Genomic DNA, 20,482 nt, shown 5'->3' with positions numbered 1-20,482 from the left:
GCTTCGGGAGCTTTTAAAATTCGAAATTGAAAACGGGCTAATTAAATATAAATTCGTAACTTAATTTCATATTTATTAAGTGCTGGTTTAAAATGTGCCTTGTAAGGGTTTTATTCCTGTTTCATTAATTTAATTAAGTTCACAATCATTAAATTTGCGTTTAATATTCATTAACAAAACTTTTTCTAATAATTATTAATGATTTTATTTGGTTTATAGAATTTATTTTTGTTAAATTTGGTCACAATATTAACATTGCTCACAAAAAAAGATTGCCTATATAAGAAAACTACTTTTTAGAAAAATTTACTCCAAATTTTAACACAGAAACTAAAAAAGTAGTTATTATGGCTGATCTGCATACTCCAGACGCTCTATTAGTAAAAAAATATGTTGACGGCAGTGAAGCTGCCCTGGCGACATTAATAAAAAGGCACGAATCTAAGATATATGGTTTTATATATTCTAAGATTGCTGATAGAGATATTTCAAATGATATTTTTCAGGATACTTTCATTAAAGTAATTAAAACTTTAAAAAGTAATTCTTATAACGAAGAAGGTAAATTTTTACCTTGGGTAATGCGTATTTCTCATAATCTTATTGTAGATCATTTTCGTAAAACCAAAAAAATGCCAATGTACAGGGAAACAGAAGAATTTTCTATTTTCTCTGTCATGTCAGACGATTCGTTGACAATCGAAGGTAAAATGATTGTTGATCAGGTAGAACTTGACTTAAAAAAGTTAATAGAAGAACTTCCGGACGATCAAAAAGAAGTCCTTGTTATGCGTATGTATCAGGATATGAGTTTTAAAGAAATCTCAGAAATAACAGGCGTTAGCATTAATACCGCATTAGGAAGAATGCGTTATGCATTAATGAATTTGAGAAAAATAATTGATAAACATCAAATTATTTTAACCAACTAATACTATTTTGATAATAAGCCCGTTATACTCTAATAAATCATTTTGAACAGTATGGGGAAAATTTACTCAAAAAAAGCATTAGCTTCCAAAAATCTTAATCCAAAAAAAGAAGTTGTTTCTTTCTTGTTGAATTATTCGAGAGCCTTAACAGTTGTTAAGATTGAGGATAAAAACTTTGAGATTATAGCTAACTAAACAGCCCGCTTCCTACGGTCGGATGTTTATAAAAATAAAACCAAATGGTCGTTTTGGTTGAAAGCTCACTTTTTGTATGAATATACAAGTAGTGAGTTTTTTTATTGTAAAATTATTCTTCGCTTACATTTCGAGTCACAAATTTTCATTTTTTTTGAACCTTAAAAATTTTTATAAGTTTTTTAGGTCACTTTTCGGATCTTTTGTTAAAATTTAATATTTTGATTCGATTTTATATGTTTATATAGTTTTTAATTTTATTTTAGTTAAAAAGTAATTTTTTATTCATTAAAATTGCTTTTATAAAGAGAATTAAATAGTTAACCAAAAATCAAATTGTTTATGAAGAAAATCTACCCTGCTTTAATTTGTTAAGTTTGGTGCTCATCTGATTACGGGCAATATTTTTACCAGAAAATATCCTGCTCACCAATAGTAATGAAATAAAAAAGTATTTTGATACTGTAATTCAGAAAAACCAAAAATCATTTAATCCAACCAAACTTAACCGAAAAATGAAAGAGAACATTAGAATGCTATCATGTTTATTTATGATTAGTATGGGTGCATTTGCCCAAAAAGAACAAATTAAAGAAGCGCAGTCTTTGTATGATAAAGGAAAAAGCCAGGAATCTTTAGCCGTTTTAAAAAAAGCAGAATATCTTATCCTTAATGCTGCAGACGAGGACAAATCAGATTATTATTATTTAAAAGGAAATGTCTATAAAGATCTGGCAACAAAAGATATAGATGCAGTTAACAATTTCACTTTGGCCTCTCAGGCTTATCAGGATGTGTTCTTGTACGAGAACGAATCTGGAAAATACAAATATACCGTAAAAGCAAATATGGCTTTAAAAGATATGAAAGGCAGCCTTGTAAACGGGGCAATGGCCGATTTTAAAGCCGGAAGATTTAAAGAAAGCGCAGAGAAAAGCTATAAAGTATATCTGTTTGATAAAAAAGATACGCTTAATCTTTACAATGCAGCTTCTTCATCTATCAATGCCAAAGATTATAATTCGGCAGTGACTTATTATGAACTTCTGAAAAAAATTAATTATTCAGGAAAAGGAGTTTTGTATTTCGCTTCAAATAAAAAAACAAAAGAAGAAGATACTTTTGTTTCTCCTAAAGCAAGAGAATCCGCTATTCAGCAGGGACTTTATGATAAACCAAGAACAGAATCAGTGCCTTCTAAGAGAATCGAAGTTAATAATAATCTGGCTTACGCATATATGGAGAGAAAAGAATATGCAAAAGCAGAAACGGCGTATAATTATGTTTTAGAACTTAATCCTAATTATGTGGATGCCTATATTAATCTCGCTTATTTGAAATTGCAGATGAAAAAGGATTTAGCAGATGAAATATCCACTTTGGGAACTTCACCGGCCGAAATGCAGAAATACGATAAACTAAACGCCAGAAAAGACGATGTGACAAGAAGTGCGATTCCGTATCTTCAAAAAGTACTTACTCTGGAACCTAAAAATGAGGATGCAACAAAAACATTATTAGGGGTTTACAGATCTCTGGACATGACAAACGAATACAATGCTCTAAAAGCAGGAAGATAGTTTTATTCACAAAAATAAATGAAAGGCGCAAAGATATTTGCGCCTTATTTTTTCTTACCTAAAGCCAATTTTTCCATTTCTTCGATAATAGATTTTTTCCCGATCGTCTTTGTGATAATATCCTTTTCTAAGCTCCAGCCTCGCGCCGGCGAATATTCACGGCCGTACCAGATAATTTGCAGATGAAGATCGTTCCATGTTTCTTTTGGAAACAATCTCTTGGCATCTTTTTCTGTCTGTGTCACATTTTTTCCATTAGATAAATTCCATCTGTACATTAATCTGTGAATGTGCGTATCCACAGGAAAAGCAGGAACTCCAAAAGCCTGAGACATTACAACACTTGCCGTTTTGTGCCCAACAGCCGGTAAAGATTCAAGAGCTTCAAAACTCTGCGGAACTTCTCCGTTATACTTTTCAATTAAAATTTCAGATAAACCATGAATTCCCTTCGATTTCATCGGAGACAAACCACACGGACGAATAATTTCCTTAATTTCTTCCACAGACATTTTAACCATATCATACGGATTATCTGCCCTTGCAAACAATAAAGGAGTAATCTGGTTCACGCGCACATCGGTACATTGAGCAGACAATAAAACCGCAATTAAAAGCGTATAAGGATCCTTATGATCAAGCGGAACAGGTATTGTGGGATAAAGTTCTTTTAAAGTATCTATAACAAATTGAACGCGGGCTTCTTTATTCATTTCCGTAAATTTATCGATTGTAAAAATACTATAATTTTAATGATGTGCCTAATCCAGCTTTCCGTTTCAACTCCTCATTATAGTAGTAACATTTTTAAGTATTTAAAAGAGCTTCTCCCGAAGCGTCGGGACTCGCTTTTTAAATACAAAAAATGTAAACTACCATAATTCCGGGGTTTTCCCTTCAATCTGGGGCAAAAAGAAAACTCAGGTTATGCCGTTTGCAGAAGAAATAGTAAATTTGAAAGAATTCTGAAATCCGTAACAGGAAAAATATTTTGTGAAGGATTTTCAGGATCTAAAACAGAAATCTAAAATACTATATGACAACATTAAAAGCAGGCGATAAAGCGCCCGATTTTTCAGGCACAGATCAGGACGGGAAAACACATAAACTGGCAGATTACTCAGGTAAAAAATTAGTAGTTTTCTTTTATCCAAAAGCGAGTACGCCCGGTTGTACTGCCGAAGCGTGTGATTTAAGAGATAATTTTCATCGCTTTCAGGCAAATAATTATCAGCTTTTAGGAGTTAGCGCCGATACTCAGAAAGCACAGATAAAATTCAAAGAAAAATACGAATTACCATTTCCTTTACTTGCAGACGAAGACAAATCGGTTATCAATGCATTTGGAGTTTGGGGACCAAAGAAATTCATGGGCCGCGAGTTCGACGGAATTCACAGAACTACTTTCGTAATCGACGAAAAAGGAATTATAGAGGAAGTTATTGAAAAAGTAAAAACAAAAGAACACGCTTCGCAGATTTTGAAGTAGATTTTTATTTAGGGTTTTGTTTGTTTCAGGGTTTTTATTTGTTTCAGGGTTTTGTTTGTTTCAGGTTTTATTTGTTTCAAGTTTCAGGTTTGTCATTTGACGGTAATTTTACCTCAACATAAACTACGAATTACTCAAAGTCAGTACTGTTTTACAAAGTTTTACAGTCAGAGAATAACAAAGTCCGCAAAGCTTTATGGATTTAGCTTTGCGGACTTTATGATATACTATTTATATTTAAAAAAAACTTAGCGCGCTTAGACGTGAAAAATATATTTTCAGTCTACGCTAATTCCTATTTCAATAACTTAAACCTGAAACAAAGAAAACCTGAAACAAAAAAATTATGTATTTTGTTCTAATTCTTTCTGCGGATGATATCCAAAAAGATGATGTTCTTTTATAATTTCCGGAATTCCCGGCGGAAGCATTGGTTCCCAGCCCGGTTTTCCCTGATTGATCATTTTTAAGATCTCTCTGGAGAAAACTTCCAGAATATTAGGGTCGTAATCTTCAATGTCGACTACTTTACCATTAAATTTAAAGAACTTATACAGCTCTTTCATTCTAGGATGTACTTTTAAATTGTTTGAATCCATTAAAATGCCATTTTCATCAAGCATCGGATACAGGAAGACTTTCATGTCACGATAGAATAATTTCCCGAACGCTTCCAGGATTCCGCCGCTTAAATGACGATAGTATTTCTCATCAAAAATATCAACAAGATTATTGACACCCATCGCAAGTCCCATGCGGGCTTTTGTATAATTGGCAAAATATTCCACCACTTTATAGTACTCCTGAAAATTAGAAATCATTACCGTCTGACCCAGTGAGCAAAGCAATTCGGCTCTATCCATAAAGTCACGCTCATCAATTTCCCCATCCGAGCGTAAGTTAGAAAGTGTAATTTCAAAAATAACAAGCGTATTGCTTTTTTCAACTTTATTTTCTTCAAGAAACATTTTTAACGACTTCTCATACATGTCCATGTTTACTTTCGTAACCGGACGAAAACTTCCTCTTAATGCTAAAAGGTTCTTTTTGTATAAAATAGCGGCTGGCAGAATGTTTTTTCCTTCCGGATTAAACATTACGGCATCTGTCATACCGTTTTTAACCAGCTGTAAACTCATCAGACGATTGTCGACATCGGCAAAACGAGGTCCCGAAAAGTTGATGGTGTCAATTTCTAACTGGTCTTTATCTAAGTGATCGTATAAGTAGCGAAGTAATCGTTTTGGGTCGTTGTATTTGTAAAAAGCACCGTAAATTAAGTTAACTCCTAAAATTCCCAGTGTTTCCTGTTGTAGTCTGGCGTCTGTTTCTTTAAAACGAATGTGAAGGATAATTTCGTTATAAGCTTCGTCCGGTTCAATTTGGTATCGAATTCCAACCCATCCGTGACCTTTAAATTGTTTGGCAAAATCTATGGTGGCAACAGTGTTGGCGTAGCTAAAAAAAAGTTTCGTAGGATGTTTCTCTCTGCTTAAACGCTCTTCGATGATCTGACCTTCATGAGTCAGCATTTTTTTTAATCTTTCTTCAGTAACATATCTTCCGTCACTTTCAACACCGTAAACGGCATCACTAAAATCTTTATCATAGGCAGACATCGCTTTTGCAATCGTTCCCGATGAACCTCCGGATCTGAAAAAATGCCTCACAGTCTCCTGTCCAGCGCCAATTTCAGCAAACGTTCCGTAAATATTCTCGTTTAAATTAATGCGTAATGCTTTGTCTTTTATAGAAGGAATCTGTTCGATGACCTTGTCACCTTTGAGTTTTATTTCTGTACCCATTTTATTTTAAATAGATTTGTTACAAAGTTAGTAAATTAGGGTTCTAATGAAAGAGAAATAATCCTATTTTTGTAAAAAAATTAAGTTCAATTGAAGGTTTATTTTTTAGGTACAGGTACTTCTCAGGGCATTCCGATTATCGGAATCGATCATCCCGTTTGTAAAAGCACTGATGCTAAGGATAAAAGGCTCCGTGTATCCATCTGGATTACATGGAACGAGCATTCTTATGTAATCGATTGCGGTCCCGATTTCAGGCAGCAAATGCTTTCCTGTGGATGTCAGAAACTCGATGCGATTTTGTTTACGCACGAACATTCTGACCATACAGCAGGATTAGATGATATTCGCCCGTTTAATTTTAAACAGGGAGAAATTCCCGTATACGGACATCCGAGGGTTTTAGACAATCTGAGACGTCGCTTTGATTATGTTTTCGAAACCGTAAATAAATATCCAGGAGCACCAAGCGTTAAAACTATTGAGGTAGAAAATGATACTCCTTTTGCTGTCGGCGATAAAACGGCCATTCCGATAAATGCTATGCATGGAGATTTACAGGTTTTTGGATACCGAATTGATGATTTTGCCTATTTAACAGATGTAAAAACAATTGAACAATCTGAAATTGATAAACTTAAAGGTGTAAAGATTTTGGTTGTAAATGCCTTGCGTGTTGAACCTCATAACACGCACTTTAACCTTCAGGAAGCACTTGATTTTATCAATTTGGTAAAACCTGAAAAAGCTTATTTAACGCATATCAGTCACGTTTTAGGTTTTCATGAAGAAGTACAGAAACAACTTCCGGAAAATGTTTTTCTGGCCTACGATAATTTAGAAATTACAATTTAATTATACCACAAAATGAAAAAATCCTTAATGCTTTATCTTTTTATTCTTGCCATTTTAATGAATGTTTTTACTTACGCTTTTTATAGCGGAGAAGTAAAATTTGCGCAAAATAGATATGATAAAACAACAAAGAAATTAAGAGACAGTATTAATCTCGTAAAAAACCAATTAGCAGAAGCTGATTATTTTTCATTAGAACATAACGAAAATGCGCAGAATTACTTCGATAACAGCGCTTCTGGTGGAAAAGTAATTTTGTACGAAAAATTAATTCCGGTTGTAACCGAGAAATTATTAGACTTCAACGCAAATCCAAAAGGGAATCCTTATACAGGTCAGGATCAGATTGGTTCGACAAAATTTATTATTAACAAAGTAAAAATCCTGAATCACCGATGGATCATCGCAGATTACAGTAACGGCGAATTATGGGGAGAAGTCTTGTTAAAATATTTTGTTGATAACGATGATAATATTACTTTTGAAGTAAATCAAACCTGGTTATACCAAAAATAGGATTTTTTAATCCTATTTTTTTTGACCTCTAAATTATAGGACTATGAAAAAGATGTTTTTGTTTTTGATTATTGTAAGCGCCATGTCATGTGCTAAAAAAGTTTCTCAGGAGAATAAGACTCCAAAGGAAATAACTAACGAAAGAAAGGCCGCAGTGGGGGCAGACCAGGATTCTCACGGATGTAAAGCCTCGGCAGGTTACACTTGGTCGAAACTAAAAAAGGAATGTATCAGAATTTTTGAAGGAACAAAATTATCACATTTCGATGATGGCAAAAAATATAGCACTGTATCGTATGTGATTTTTGACGGAAATAAAGCAGAACTGTTTTTAGATACGCAGAAAGAATCAATTATTTTAGAAAGGAAATCCGAAGGCGATTCCTGGGTTAATGGCGATTGGCAGTTAAGTCCATGGAAAGGATATGTTCTGAAGAAAGCCGGAAAGATTATATATACTGGAAATTAAATTCTATATTCCAATTAAAAAGTAAAAGTGAGATGTGAAATGGTGACACCAATTTACATCTCACTTTGTGTTTGTGAAAATTTAACTCTCGCAGATTTAGCAGTTTTTTTATTGACATTTATCTTCCAGATCTGCTAAATCTGGAGATTTAATTTTTTGTATTCAATTAAAGAAATTAAACCATCTCTCTAATAAATTCAGAAGTTACAACCTGGGCAAACTCTCCATTTAAACTTGCTAAAGCAGTCTGATGGATTATTTCCGCAGAGAACTCTTCGCCATTTACTCCTTTTTTATTAAAGGTTGCCGTAGCATCAGAAACCAAATAAGTTTCATAGCCAAAGTTTCCGGCCATTCTCGTAGTTGTAGAAACACAATGATCTGTTGTTAAACCAACAATTACCAGATTTGTAATTTTAGCATTATCTAATAACTCTTTCAAATTAGTGCCGATAAAAGCGCTGTTTACATTTTTCTGTATGATAATTTCGCCTTCTAAAGGTTTTACCACATCCTGGAATTCATTTCCAGAATTCTTTTCATTTAAAATAGAATCAGGATTTGAAGAGCAATGTTGAATATGAAACACAGGAAGATTTTTTGCTCTCCAGATTTCCAATAATTCTCCTGCTTTTTGTTCTGCATTCAAATTATTTCTTTCTGTGCCCCAATAGGCAGTATCCAGAAATCCCTTTTGAATATCAATTAAGATCAATGCCGGATTATCAATTTTTATGGTGCTCATAGTTTAAATCTTAAGATGCGATAGTGAGAACGGAGTCGTTTTTATTATGAATTTAGCCAATTCTTAAAATCAAAGAAATTTTGCGGCGCAACACCGTGACCAACCGGATATTCCTTGTACACAACCAGAATATTTAATTTTTCTAAAATTGCAGGGGTTTTCCTGGCCCATTCAATTGGAATAACCTGATCCACAGTTCCGTGAGAAGCAAATATTTTTAGGTTTGTAAAATCATTATTTTCAAAACCTTCTTTAATAATTTCTTCATTAAAATAACCGCTCATCGCCACAACACGCTGAATTTTTTCAGGATAGGAAAGTGCGGTTGCATAGCTTAAAATGGATCCTTGGCTGAAACCGATTAAAGTTACTTTATTTGGATCAATCGGATAATTTGCTACTACTTCATCAATAAAAGAAGCAATTGCATCTCTGGAAGTTTTTGCCTGTTCGTTATCTGAAAATTTATTCTGATCGGCATCAAAATTTATGGCATACCACGCGTAACTTCCGTATTGTAAATCGTAGGGAGCTCTTGCAGAAATGACGTAGTAATTATCCGGAAGTTCCGAAGCGAATGAAAACAAATCCGCTTCATTACTGCCGTACCCGTGCAATAATAGCAATAACGGATTTTTCTCTAAAATTACTTTTGGTTCTCTTATTTGATATTCTAACGATAGATTCATTTTGATTGTAAATTGTAAATTAATTGGGAATTGCTCAACTTTGACGAAGTTTTTAATTTTCAGGTTGAAAATTAAAAAATTAGCCAATTTTTTTGAACCATTTTTGAAATAATGCTCCAACCAGCGGAATTGGTTTCATTTGTCCCTGGATAGCATTAAAAATACCAAAAGTCCAAAGAATCGAAATGCAGATCCACATGGGGAAAGTGATAAAAAAACTGTCAAAATTACTGATGATAGCGCCCAGCGAAATAAAAGTTAAAGATAAACCTAACGCCTGACGGATATGAAAAGAAGCAAAGCTATTTTTATTTTCAGAATTCATTGACATGGCAATTAAAACCCCAATAATTAAAATATAACTGGTAATTGCAATTGCTTTTCCTTCTTCTATTGTATTCTTCATTTGTATTATTTTGTAACAAGTTGATTCTGATTGAAAATGCCATAAACAGCACCGTGAATTTCAGTTCCTAAAAAAGCAGAATTTTTAGATTTTGAAAGAATAGCATCCTTCGTAAAAGTCGATTTTCCGTCTGTTGTAAATAAGGTGAAATTGGCTTTTGCACCTTCTTCAATTGTATTATGTTCCAAACCAAAAACGTCTCTTCCTGCAGTTAATTTAGCAACAATAGTTTCGACCGGTAAAACAGTTAGCAACGCTCCAAAAGCACTTTCTAATCCGATTGTTCCATTCTTTGCTGTATCAAATTCCATTTTTTTGAATTCAATATCAATCGGGTTATGGTCAGAAGTGATCATGTCGATCGTATGGTCTGCAATTCCGTTTAGTAAAGCCTGTCTGTCAACTTCTGTTCGTAATGGCGGAGTAACTTTAAAACGGGTATCAAAACCGTCTAATTTTTCATCGGTTAAAACCAGATGATGTACAGAAGCGCTGCATGTTACACTTAAGCCTTTTGCTTTGGCTTCGCGGATTAACTCAACCGATTTTGCTGTAGAAATGGTCGGAATATGAAGTTTTCCGCCTGTATATTCAAGTAAAAACAGATTTCTTGAAATCTGAAGTTCTTCTGCCAAATTCGGAATTCCTTTCAAACCTAATCTTGTTGAAACAATTCCTTCGTTTGCAACACCGTTTCCTTTAATATTTGGATCTTGTGAATAGGCAATTACCAATCCGTTAAAATCCTGTACGTATTGCAGTGCTATTTTAAGAAGATTGGCATTCTCAATACTTTTGTTGTAATCTCCAAAAGCAATCGCTCCGGCTTTTTGCATATCAAAAAGTTCTGCCATATCTTTTCCTTCGCTGCCTTTTGTCAAAGCTCCGATAGGAAAAATTTCTGTAGCAAAACCATTTGCCTTGCTTTTTACAAAATTAACCTGAGACTGATTGTCGATAACAGGGAAGGAGTTAGGCTGTAAACCTATGGCAGTAAAACCGCTTTTTGCTGCAACGTTTAAACCATTTGCAATAGTTTCACGATCTTCGTACCCTGGTTCTCCCAGCGAAACACTGCTGTCAAACCATCCCGGAGAAACACACAGACTTTCAAGACGAACAATTTCTGCATCGTCGTTAGGCAGGGAAATGCCTATTTTTTCTATCAAACCATCTGCAATTAAAAGATCAACACTTTGATTGTGAAAAGGACTTTTTGAGTCGATAATTTTGGCGCTTTTGATGATTATTTTCATATATGTAGATATTTTTTAGTAAAATGATTTTTGTAAAAATATGGTGATTCAGAATTTGAATCTCATCATTTTACAAATTTTATAATGGCCATTTCCAATGCTAAAAATAACAGTGCAAAGATAACAAACCATTTCCAAATCTGGCTGTCGGTTCGCTCCGTTTGTAACGTATCGAATATGGTCGAAATTGTGTCGGCAGTTTTAAAATCAGAGACTATGTTGGTATTTACCTGACTCAAATCGCTTTCTGTTCTTTTATAATTGAAACTGATGTTTTCAATCCATTCTTTCTTATCGTAAACCCCATAATTTCCTGCGGTGTCCGGAAAATCATTAAACGTTAGTTTTACTTTATTGTTTAAGATCTGCTGAATTGGAATAAAAGAATCTTCATTTCCTTTTACTTCCAAAATCGCATCTTTTGTCAATAATACATCAACAAAATAAGGCTGATTGTTTCCAATAGTTAGGGCATTTACGCCTGTTTTCTGATTGTTCTGAGCGATTTTGTAAAACAATGGAACAATTAATGGTGACTGCTGAAAATTAGAATTCGTAACATTTATCGGAGCTGTAAAAACCGTTATTCCTGAAACCTGATTTTGAACAGAAGTTACAAATGCAGTTTGATCTTCAAATGAAAGCACCGAAGGATAAGAACTGGAAACAACAAATGAACCGTTTACCTTCGGATATTGAAAATTGGTAATTCGGTTTTCGAAAACTCCTGAAAATAAAGGATGATCAAAATTAATCTTTGTGATCAGTTTACTGTTATTTTCAAAATTTCCAAACTGAACTTTTCCCAAATTTCCAAGTAATGCATTTAAACTGGAAACAGAACTTTTCTCAGACGGAATAACCACCAGATTTCCCCCTTTAGAAACAAACGATTTTAAGGTAGTTTGCAAAGCCTGTGGTATTTCGGTTAATTCGTTTAAAATAATGGTATTCTGCTTGTCTAAACTATTGTAATCTAGAGAACTAATAGGGTAGTTGTGGTAATTAAATTCTCCGGAAGTATAAATTCTCGATAAGAAATTACTTTTTTCCGGTTCGCCAATACTGATGATATTTGTTTTTTTACTTTTAGAAATGCTGAAAAACAATTTGTTGTCATATGTTAATCCATTGTCTTCAATAACGACATAACCATGAAAAGCTTCTTTGGGAATTGTAAATTTGATTTTCTTTTTCTTGTTGTCAAAATTGATAATCGTCTTAGCAATTAATTTGTTCTGATTGTATAAAGCGGTAGAAACAGGCTTGAAGTCCTCTCCAAAAGCCGACAAATTGATTCCGATTTCATAAAAATTCTCCAAAGTCTGGTTAATATAAACGCTGTCGATCGAAATGTTGTTTTTTTGCTCGGCTTCCGGAACTATAAAATAGGGTTTCTCTTTAAAATCTATGATAGCAATATCTTTTTCCTTAAGACCAACGGCATCTGTGATAATTATAATATCTTTTTGATGCGATGATTTATGAGCTTTAATTTTTGCAGTGATGGCGGAAAGATCAAAAGGGGCGGCACTGTATTTTAAATTTTGCAAAGCACTTTTAGAGGATTTAATATCGGTGTTCCAAAAGTTTTCTGTATTGGTCAGCAGTGAGAATTGAGCCGTTTCGGGAGTATTTTCCAGTAATTCCTGAACGGCACGCTTTAACAATTCGCCTTTTTTTCCTTTGGCCTGCATGCTGAAAGAATTATCCAAAACGATATACATTTCGTTTGAGGCATTTTTACTGTCTGCTGCTTCAAAGAATGGCTGGGCAAAGGCAAAAATGATAAAGGCAAGCAACAACAGACGAGTCGCTAGTAAAAGACGTTTTTTAATTTTGGAACTCTTACGGGTTTGAATTGCAAGTTCCTTTAAAAACCTGACATTGGTAAAATAAGAAGTCTTAAAGCGTCTTAATTGAAATAAATGAACCAAAATTGGAACAATCAATAAAAACAGAAAGTAGAGAATTTCGGGATGTTTAAAATGCATTCTGGCTTCGATTTACTTGTCAAAAGTACGAATTAAATTATTTAAACCATATACGTAACCATAGAGATTATAAGCAGGAGTGTTATTAATTGTAAATTGTCTAACTAAACAAAAGTACGGACAGATTGAACTTAATAGTTATGAAATAAGAACAGATAAATGGAATTTTTATAATTTCTTTCTAACAATCTTGATATTTCAAAACAATATTATTGCTTATTTTAGCTAATTCAAAAAAACAAACTATGAAAAAAATATCGTTAATATTATTTTCAGCTTTATCAATAACCACTCTTAAAGCTCAAAGTAAATTCAATCTTTTGGTTGGAACTTATACCAATACCTGTCAAAGTAACGGAATCTATGTTTACGAATTTAATGCTGCAACTGGCGATTTTAAATTAAAAAATTCCTCAGAAAATGTGGTAAGTCCGAGTTACTTATCGGTTTCTGCAGATAATAAGTTTATTTATGCCGTAAACGAGAATGGTACACAAAGTACAGTAAGTGCATTTTCATACAATTCAGCATCCGGAAAGGTAAATTTTTTAAACAAAAATGATGCTTTGGGAGCCGATCCTTGTCATTTAATTAATGATGATAAAAACGTACTTGTAGCCAATTATTCTGGTGGAAGTATCGTGGTTTTTAAGAAAAATGCCGACGGAAGTATTACAGAAGTACAGCAGTTAATTCAGCATGAAGGAAAAGGACCAAATGCTGCTCGTCAGGAAAAAGCGCATGTGCATATGGTTGTTTTTTCTCCGGATAAAAAGTTTGTTTTATCTAATGATTTAGGTTTGGATAAAGTTTTTATTTATAAATACAATCCGGCTTCTAAAAATGAAATTCTGACTTTAAAAGGAAGTGTTGCTGTAAAACCGGGAAGCGGACCAAGGCATCTGACATTTAGCAAAGACGGTAAATTTGTTTACCTCGTTCAGGAATTAGATGGAACATTAACGACATTTAGTTACGACAAAACCGGAAATTTGAAACAGATCGCCGAAACCAGTATTCTTGCAAAAGATTTTAAAGGAGGAACGGGTGCGGCAGCAATTAAAATTTCGCCTGACGGAAAATTTTTATATGTTTCTGATCGTGTAGATGCAAATGCAATTTCAGTTTATAAAATCCTGAAAGACGGAAATATAGAATTAGTAGAGCAACAAAGCACTTTAGGAAAAGGGCCAAGAGATTTCGCCATCGATCCAACAGGAAATTTCCTTTTGGTAGGACATCAATATACAAATGATATCGTTATTTTTAAAAGAGATATCACAACAGGAAAAATCACAGACACCGGAAAAAGAATCCAATTGTGTTCACCGGTGGGATTGGTGTTTACTAAGATTTAATATTAAGGTTCAAAGGAACAAAGGCTCAGAGGTGCAAAGATTTATGCACTTTTGAGCCTTTGTTCCTTTTCCCTTTGAACCTTTGTTCCTAAAATAAGGGCTATTTATCCTTATCTTTTCTTTTCTTATCTCTTGTTTTCAACATATTTCTGTTAACAGAGCCGTGTGTTTTCTTTTTGGTTTTAGACGGACCTCCAAGATTTACTTTCTTGTTCTTTTTTGCCTTTTCGTGGAAAGCTCCTTCACCGTCCAGTTTTGGTTTTTTCATTAAGAACTTAATTGGCTGTCTGTCTTTTTCAGGTTCGATTAGTTTTTCTGAGATTTCAACATTTTCAGGAAAATCAGCGATTTTAAGTTCCTGATTCATTAAAACTTCAATTTCAATTTTGTATTCTTCTTCACGAGGCGTTACAAAACTAATGGCAGTTCCTGTGGCATCTGCACGACCTGTACGACCAATTCTGTGCATGTAAAGCTCCGGTAATTCAGGAAGTTCAAAATTGATAACGTGCGTAATATTAGAAATATCCAAACCTCTGGCCATAACGTCGGTGGTGATCAGGCCTCGGAGATTTCCTTCCTGAAATTCTGCCATCGTACTCAAACGATAATTCTGAGATTTGTTAGAGTGAATAACACCAAACTGACCGTCAAAAATTTCATCAATACGGGTATGAAGCATGTCTGAAATCTTTTTGTTATTCACAAAAATCAGAACGCGTTCCATGCTTTCGTCAGTTTCGAGTAAATGTTTTAAGAGATTTACTTTCGTATTAAAGTTTGGAGCATTATAGGTAATCTGAGTAATTTTTTCTAGTGGAGTTCCTGAAGCGGCCAAAGTAACTTCTTCCGGGAAATCAAAATAATCATTTAAAATAGTATCAACTTCGTCTGTCATTGTTGCTGAGAACAAAATGTTCTGACGTTTGTTTTTCATCATTGCCAAAAGCGCCGTTAATTGCGTACGGAAACCTAAATTTAGCATTTCGTCAAACTCGTCAATAACCAATTTCTGAGTATCATCAAAGCGAACTACCGCGTCTAGCGCTAAGTCCATTGTTCGTCCCGGTGTTCCCACCAAAATGTCCACACCTTCGTAAACTGCTTTTTTCTGAGTATTGATATTTACACCTCCGTAAATTCCAAGGGTCTTAACCGACATGTATTTGGTCAGTTTTTCAACTTCTTCTACAACCTGAACCACAAGTTCGCGCGTTGGAACCAGAATTACGATTTTAGGAGTATTGGTATTGGTAAATTTATATAATTTTAAAAGAGGCAATAAATAAGCAAATGTTTTACCGGTTCCGGTTTGAGCAATTCCCATCATATCGCGTCCGGAAGTAATTACAGAAAAAGATTTTTCCTGAATTGGTGTTGGCGTTACAAATCCTAAATCATCAATTGCTTTTTGTACCGATTTTGGAAGATTAAATTTTTCGAAAGTGCTCATTTGCTTTTTAATTTTGTGCAAAGGTACATTAAAATAACGGTTTGATTAATAAAACATCAGCCTAATAGGAATTTTTAGTTGTTTAACTGTTTGATTTTCAAAGATGAAATTTTTTGAATTGACTGTTATCCTAAATACAAAATGATGTTTTACAGTATTTTGCTGTCAAATAAAACGCAACAATTGATACTTTATATTTTTTTTTGAATATTTTTGAAGTGATAGAAAATCTACTAAAACCAAAAGTAAAATAACCTGAATGGATAAGATTAATTTATTACTTATAGTTACTGTAATCTCCTTATTCATCTGTTTGTTTCTTGCTTTTTTTCTGGTAACAGTAAAAACCAAACATAAGATAAGTAATGCTCTTTTTGCTGTTTTTTTGTTACTATGTGCGCTGGATAGCAGCGTTCCGTTATTTGAGTTGCTGAACAATAATCCATCTAATCTGGGAATGTTTAGAATTACATTTTCTTTCTTGCAAATTCCTGTTTTTTACCTTTATGTAGTATCTGTTTGCTATTCCGATTTTAAGCTGAAACCCCTATATTTACTACATCTTCTTCCATTTTTAATTTCAAATATCATCTTGCTGCCGCGTTTTTACGCCGTAGATGCTGCTTCTAAAATTAGTTTTATTAAGAACCATCAAAATATGATTGAGATTCAGTTCAATCATATCCTTATACACATTCAGTTATTTGCTTATATTATTGCTGTTTTTATGCTTTTAAAAAAAGCCAAAAAACTATATCTTGAAAATAATTCCGGTACCAGTATCAACTCTTACAACTGGCTGTTTCAATTTACAATTGTACTTAGTATATTGTATTCTATTGCCCTTTTAAAAAATATTCTTAAATTTTCTGAATATCAAAATATCTCAGAATGGATAAAAATCGGCGGACTTGTCTTTCAGCTTCTTATTGTTTGCTGGTATTTATTTAAAGCCTTAAATAATCCGGATTTATTTAGAAATGTCGATTCCAGACTAAAATTGGTTTCTGATATTGTTTTAGAAGATAAAAGTAGAGGGCAAATTGAAGTAAAAGACATCTACAATGAAGAATTGTTGAAACTGAAGCACTATATGACAGAAGAAAAACCATTTCTTAATCCATCGCTGACTATTCAGGATGTCTCCAATGGCATTAAAATTCCTGTTCGTGATCTGTCACTTTTAATTAATCATAAATTAGAACAGCATTTTTATGATTTTATAAATGGGTATCGTATCGAATATGCTTTAGATATTTTAAAAGACGTTACAAAAAGTAAGGTCACTATTCTTGAAATTCTCTACGAAGTGGGTTTTAATTCAAAATCTTCTTTTAATACTGCATTTAAAAAACATACCGGAAATACGCCAACTCATTACCGTAAAGCTTTGTAATTTAGTGTTTTGTAATTACCCGTACGTCTTGTTTTAATTATTCGTACTTGTTTTTTACAACAAATGCGTTCGAGTAATTTTATTCGGTCGCACAGGCTTAAAGACTTCCACATCTTTGTATCGAAATAAATTTTTAACCTAAAATTCGATACCATGAAAAATTCAGTAAAATTTTTAATAGCATTTTTAGTAGCCAGCCACTTTTCTTTTGGACAAAACATTACTAAAAAAATAGATTCAATAGTAAAAAGTAATTTTCAAAAAAATCCCGGTTTAGGAATTAGTATTGGCTTCATTAAAAATAATGAGGAATATTATACTTCCTACGGTACTTTAAATGCAGAAAGTAAAACTCAAATTAATAAGAATTCAATATTTGAAATTGCATCGATAACCAAGATTTTAACTACCAATTTAATTGCACAGGCAGTTGTTGAAAATAAAATAAAATTGGATGATTACATTGATGGTTATCTTCCAAAGTCATATGTGCTACATCAGAATATTCAAAATAAAATAAAAATTTCCGATTTGGCATCTCATCAATCCGGTTTGCCTGATTTGGATTTTGGCAGATTGGTAGAAACAGATCCGCAGCAGCCTTTAAGCAGTGTTACTCAAAACACGCTTAATGTTTTAATAAACAATTGTACAGAATTAAAAGATTACGGAAAATATCGTTATTCTACAATTGGATATACTTTGCTTGGACAAATATTAGAAACGGTTTATGATAAAAGTTATGATGAAATTATTACAGAAAAAATTATAAAGCCTCTAAAAATGACCACTACATTAACCAAAGATTTTAATGTAAAGAACAGAACAACCAGACATAATCAGAATGGAGGAAATCAGGAATTCTTAAAATGGAATGTTACAGCCGCTGCGGGATTAATAAAATCGGATGCTTCTGATATGGTGAAGTTTTTAAAAGCAGTTTTGATTACAGAATCTAAAGTAGGAAAAGCAGCAATACTGACTGAAAAAATCTTTTACAAAGATGAAAAAAGAGAATTAGGATTGGGTACCAATATTATTACTGACGAAAATGGTACGTTGTATTTAAAATCAGGAGATTCTATGGGGCAATCGTCTGTTATTTGTTACAATAGAGCTAAAAATTGGGGCGTGATTATACTTCTAGATCAAAGAAATTCTAAGATGAGACAAGAAATTCTGAATCAAATTGCTGAAATCGCTTCCAGATAAAGGCTAAAATGATGAAAAGTAATTCGTTAAGTGTTATTTAATGAGTTACTTTTTTTACTTATTAAAACCCTTCAAAAACACCCAAACCAAACAAAGCAAAATCGTATTTTACAGGATCGGAAGCATCCATTTCTCTAAGTTTTTTATCTAATTCTGCAAGTGCTTTTGCATCGTTTTGCTTTCGCGAAAGGATATCAAGTTTACGGGCAACATTTCCCGAATGAACATCGAGCGGACAAGATAAAGCGGATGGCGAAATACTTTTCCATATTCCTAAATCGACTCCTTTTGCATCCTCACGCACCATCCATCGCAGGTACATGTTGATCCTTTTTGCTGCTGAGTTATTCAACGGATCGGAAATGTGTTTTTGGGTTCGTGCTAAATGATCGGTTTCGAAGAATATCTTTTTAAATGCACTAATGCTCTTTTGCAGACTATCTTTTTCCTGGTTTTTAGCAAAAACAGCTTCCAGTCCTTTATGATTTTGATAGATGTTTTTTAATCCTTTTATAAAACCTGCAAAATCATGTCCGTTGAAAGTTCTGTGAACAAAAGTTTCCAGTCGTGCTAAATCTTCCACAGAATGTGACATGACAAAATCGTAGGGCGCGTTGCCCATTAATTCCATCATTCTGTGCGAATTTTTAATGATCATTTTACGGTTTCCCCAAGCGATAGAAGCGCTTAGAAAACCGGCAATTTCGATATCTTCTTTCTGAGAAAAAAGATGCGGAATCTGAACAGGGTCACTTTCTATAAAATCCTGATTGTTATACTGGATGACTTTTTCGTCGAGAAATTCTTTAAGTTCTTTTTGGTTCATTTTAAATGAAATCTTCTTGTTTATTCCGGTGTCCTGGCCCAGATGGGAACGGCATCCTTTTTTTGTCTCGTTTTTTCACGAGGCAAAGAGAGATATAGTGGACAGCTGGAAATAGCTCCTAATTACTAATTAATCCGTCGACCATCACTAATTTTCGATCCGCCATATTGGCCAATTCTTCGTTGTGGGTTACAATTACAAACGTCTGTCCGAATTCGTCGCGAAGCTGAAAAAACAGCTGATGAAGATTTTCTGCAGAATTTGTATCCAGATTTCCAGATGGCTCATCGGCAAAAATAACATCAGGTTTATTAATTAGGGCACGTGCGACTGCAACACGTTGTTGCTCTCCGCCTGAAAGTTCGTTGGGTTTGTGATTAATTCGGTGTGATAATCCTAAAAACGAAAGCAGTTTTTTTGCTTCGGCTTCTGTTTCTGAAGGTTTTTTGCCTGCTATATGTGCCGGAATACAAACGTTTTCCAGTGCTGTAAACTCCGGTAAAAGCTGATGAAACTGAAATATAAATCCTAAGTTTAAATTTCTGAAGTCCGATAATATTTTGTCCTGTCTGCTTTTCTTTTTGAAATAACGATTGTAATAAATTAACATGGAAAGTAAAGGCAAAAACATCGCCGCGGTTTCTACATATCCCAACATACCGTCTTCTATTTTATTCCTGAAAAATATCAAAAAGATCGCCAGCACAATGATATATAGAGATCCTAACCAGGTTACAATTTTAAAATTTCTTTCTTGTTTAGAATTATCAGAGGTTACATTTTGAAGTTCGAGAACATTTTTTCCATTTATGGTCAAAGAAGAATCCGGATTGTGATCGGGTTTGTCTAAAGTCCCTAAAATCTGCAATAAGGTTGTTTTTCCTGCGCCCGAAGCCCCAACAATCGAAACAATTTCGCCTTTCTTGATATGTAGATCGACACCTTTTAAAACTTCAAGTTTGTCGTAGAATTTATGTATGTTTTTTGCCTGTATCATGTAGTGAAACTGTTTTTACAAAGTAACGAAGATAATAATCAATGTCAAAAGTTAAAAGTTAAAAGTTAGTTGTTAAAAAAGAGGGGAGGAAGGAGAGAGGAAAGAGGAAAGAGGAAAGAGGAAAGAGGAAAGAGGAAAGAAAATAGAAAATAGAAAATAGAAAATAGAATATCTAGTAGTAAGCTCCAAGTTTAGAAGAAGGTTTAATTAGATTTTCAAAAGCTTTGCTTTTGAAAATCTAAAATCTAAAATCTAAAATCTAAAATCTAAAATCTAAAATCTAAAATCTAAAATCTAAAATCTAAAATC

Annotated in this window: 18 protein-coding genes and 2 pseudogenes; 9 read left to right on the top strand and 11 right to left on the bottom strand. The window is 33.5% G+C overall.

Annotation, left to right across the window (positions count from 1 at the left end; all coding sequences use genetic code 11):
* Window positions 1-347: 347 nt before the first annotated feature.
* Both ABEB31_RS18005 and ABEB31_RS18000 read left to right on the top strand, forming a co-directional pair.
* Window positions 348-932, top strand: coding sequence for an RNA polymerase sigma factor (locus tag ABEB31_RS18005; RefSeq protein ID WP_347053044.1), 585 nt, complete (start codon window positions 348-350; stop codon window positions 930-932).
* Window positions 933-1,642: 710 nt separating this feature from the next.
* Window positions 1,643-2,707 carry a tetratricopeptide repeat protein gene (locus ABEB31_RS18000; RefSeq protein WP_347053043.1) on the top strand — a complete coding sequence of 355 codons (1,065 nt, stop codon included), beginning with the start codon at window positions 1,643-1,645 and terminating at the stop codon, window positions 2,705-2,707.
* A 44-nt stretch (window positions 2,708-2,751) separates the two neighbouring features.
* Here ABEB31_RS18000 and ABEB31_RS17995 read toward each other — a convergent pair whose 3' ends face one another.
* Window positions 2,752-3,420: an endonuclease III domain-containing protein gene (locus ABEB31_RS17995; RefSeq protein ID WP_347053042.1), complete on the bottom strand. Its 669-nt coding sequence runs from the start codon at window positions 3,418-3,420 to the stop codon at window positions 2,752-2,754.
* Between the two features lie 323 nt (window positions 3,421-3,743).
* Between ABEB31_RS17995 and bcp the strand changes: the two genes are divergently transcribed.
* The gene (gene bcp / locus ABEB31_RS17990; protein WP_347053041.1) at window positions 3,744-4,196 is read left to right on the top strand and encodes a thioredoxin-dependent thiol peroxidase; all 453 of its coding nucleotides are present in this window, start codon (window positions 3,744-3,746) and stop codon (window positions 4,194-4,196) included.
* Between the two features lie 344 nt (window positions 4,197-4,540).
* Here the strand turns inward: bcp and ABEB31_RS17985 are convergent, their stop codons facing one another.
* Window positions 4,541-6,001, bottom strand: a complete 1,461-nt coding sequence (locus tag ABEB31_RS17985; protein ID WP_347053040.1) for a TonB-dependent receptor — start codon at window positions 5,999-6,001, stop codon at window positions 4,541-4,543.
* Window positions 6,002-6,091: 90 nt separating this feature from the next.
* Between ABEB31_RS17985 and ABEB31_RS17980 the strand changes: the two genes are divergently transcribed.
* Genes ABEB31_RS17980 through ABEB31_RS17970 form a run of 3 tightly spaced genes read left to right on the top strand, consistent with a single transcriptional unit; the run spans window position 6,092 to window position 7,841 of the window.
* Window positions 6,092-6,856: an MBL fold metallo-hydrolase gene (locus ABEB31_RS17980; protein WP_347053039.1), complete on the top strand. Its 765-nt coding sequence runs from the start codon at window positions 6,092-6,094 to the stop codon at window positions 6,854-6,856.
* 12 nt (window positions 6,857-6,868) lie between these two features.
* Window positions 6,869-7,372 (top strand): hypothetical protein, encoded by a 504-nt coding sequence (locus ABEB31_RS17975; RefSeq protein ID WP_347053038.1) that lies wholly within the window; start codon window positions 6,869-6,871, stop codon window positions 7,370-7,372.
* A gap of 43 nt (window positions 7,373-7,415) precedes the next feature.
* Window positions 7,416-7,841 (top strand): hypothetical protein, encoded by a 426-nt coding sequence (locus ABEB31_RS17970; protein ID WP_347053037.1) that lies wholly within the window; start codon window positions 7,416-7,418, stop codon window positions 7,839-7,841.
* Window positions 7,842-8,016: 175 nt separating this feature from the next.
* On the opposite strand, the gene ABEB31_RS17965 is transcribed toward ABEB31_RS17970, so the two are convergent.
* The 5 genes from ABEB31_RS17965 to ABEB31_RS17945 all read right to left on the bottom strand — a co-directional run bounded on the left by ABEB31_RS17965 (window position 8,017) and on the right by ABEB31_RS17945 (window position 12,931).
* On the bottom strand, window positions 8,017-8,586 hold the full coding sequence (locus tag ABEB31_RS17965; protein ID WP_347053036.1) for a cysteine hydrolase family protein: 570 nt from the start codon (window positions 8,584-8,586) through the stop codon (window positions 8,017-8,019).
* 44 nt (window positions 8,587-8,630) lie between these two features.
* Window positions 8,631-9,275, bottom strand: a complete 645-nt coding sequence (locus tag ABEB31_RS17960) for an alpha/beta hydrolase (protein ID WP_347053035.1) — start codon at window positions 9,273-9,275, stop codon at window positions 8,631-8,633.
* A 79-nt stretch (window positions 9,276-9,354) separates the two neighbouring features.
* Window positions 9,355-9,681: a hypothetical protein gene (locus tag ABEB31_RS17955; protein WP_347053034.1), complete on the bottom strand. Its 327-nt coding sequence runs from the start codon at window positions 9,679-9,681 to the stop codon at window positions 9,355-9,357.
* 5 nt (window positions 9,682-9,686) lie between these two features.
* Window positions 9,687-10,937, bottom strand: a complete 1,251-nt coding sequence (locus ABEB31_RS17950) for a dihydroorotase (RefSeq protein WP_347053033.1) — start codon at window positions 10,935-10,937, stop codon at window positions 9,687-9,689.
* 65 nt (window positions 10,938-11,002) lie between these two features.
* On the bottom strand, window positions 11,003-12,931 hold the full coding sequence (locus tag ABEB31_RS17945) for a BatA domain-containing protein (RefSeq protein ID WP_347053032.1): 1,929 nt from the start codon (window positions 12,929-12,931) through the stop codon (window positions 11,003-11,005).
* A 245-nt stretch (window positions 12,932-13,176) separates the two neighbouring features.
* On the opposite strand from ABEB31_RS17945, the gene ABEB31_RS17940 reads away from it, so the two are divergent.
* A complete protein-coding gene (locus tag ABEB31_RS17940; protein WP_347053031.1) occupies window positions 13,177-14,289 on the top strand; it encodes a lactonase family protein in 1,113 nt (370 codons plus the stop codon).
* Window positions 14,290-14,389: 100 nt separating this feature from the next.
* On the opposite strand, the gene ABEB31_RS17935 is transcribed toward ABEB31_RS17940, so the two are convergent.
* The gene (locus ABEB31_RS17935) at window positions 14,390-15,742 is read right to left on the bottom strand and encodes a DEAD/DEAH box helicase (RefSeq protein ID WP_347053030.1); all 1,353 of its coding nucleotides are present in this window, start codon (window positions 15,740-15,742) and stop codon (window positions 14,390-14,392) included.
* 259 nt (window positions 15,743-16,001) lie between these two features.
* Between ABEB31_RS17935 and ABEB31_RS17930 the strand changes: the two genes are divergently transcribed.
* Window positions 16,002-17,138, top strand: a complete 1,137-nt coding sequence (locus tag ABEB31_RS17930; RefSeq protein WP_347053029.1) for a helix-turn-helix domain-containing protein — start codon at window positions 16,002-16,004, stop codon at window positions 17,136-17,138.
* 153 nt (window positions 17,139-17,291) lie between these two features.
* Window positions 17,292-18,350, top strand: coding sequence for a serine hydrolase domain-containing protein (locus tag ABEB31_RS17925; protein ID WP_347053028.1), 1,059 nt, complete (start codon window positions 17,292-17,294; stop codon window positions 18,348-18,350).
* Window positions 18,351-18,411: 61 nt separating this feature from the next.
* Here the strand turns inward: ABEB31_RS17925 and ABEB31_RS17920 are convergent, their stop codons facing one another.
* The 3 genes and pseudogenes from ABEB31_RS17920 to ABEB31_RS21705 all read right to left on the bottom strand — a co-directional run.
* Window positions 18,412-19,176, bottom strand: coding sequence for a TIGR02757 family protein (locus ABEB31_RS17920; protein WP_347053027.1), 765 nt, complete (start codon window positions 19,174-19,176; stop codon window positions 18,412-18,414).
* A gap of 118 nt (window positions 19,177-19,294) precedes the next feature.
* Window positions 19,295-19,744, bottom strand: a pseudogene (locus ABEB31_RS21710) (ABC transporter ATP-binding protein); the annotation flags it as partial.
* A gap of 177 nt (window positions 19,745-19,921) precedes the next feature.
* Window positions 19,922-20,173 (bottom strand): annotated as a pseudogene (locus ABEB31_RS21705) (ATP-binding cassette domain-containing protein); the annotation flags it as partial.
* Window positions 20,174-20,482 lie beyond the last annotated feature (309 nt).

The organism is Flavobacterium olei, from assembly GCF_039749035.1.
GTDB classification, from domain to species: Bacteria; Bacteroidota; Bacteroidia; order Flavobacteriales; family Flavobacteriaceae; genus Flavobacterium; species Flavobacterium olei.
The sequence above is the reverse complement of the archived record's forward strand: the minus strand, read 5'-3'. Positions and strand labels throughout refer to the sequence as shown.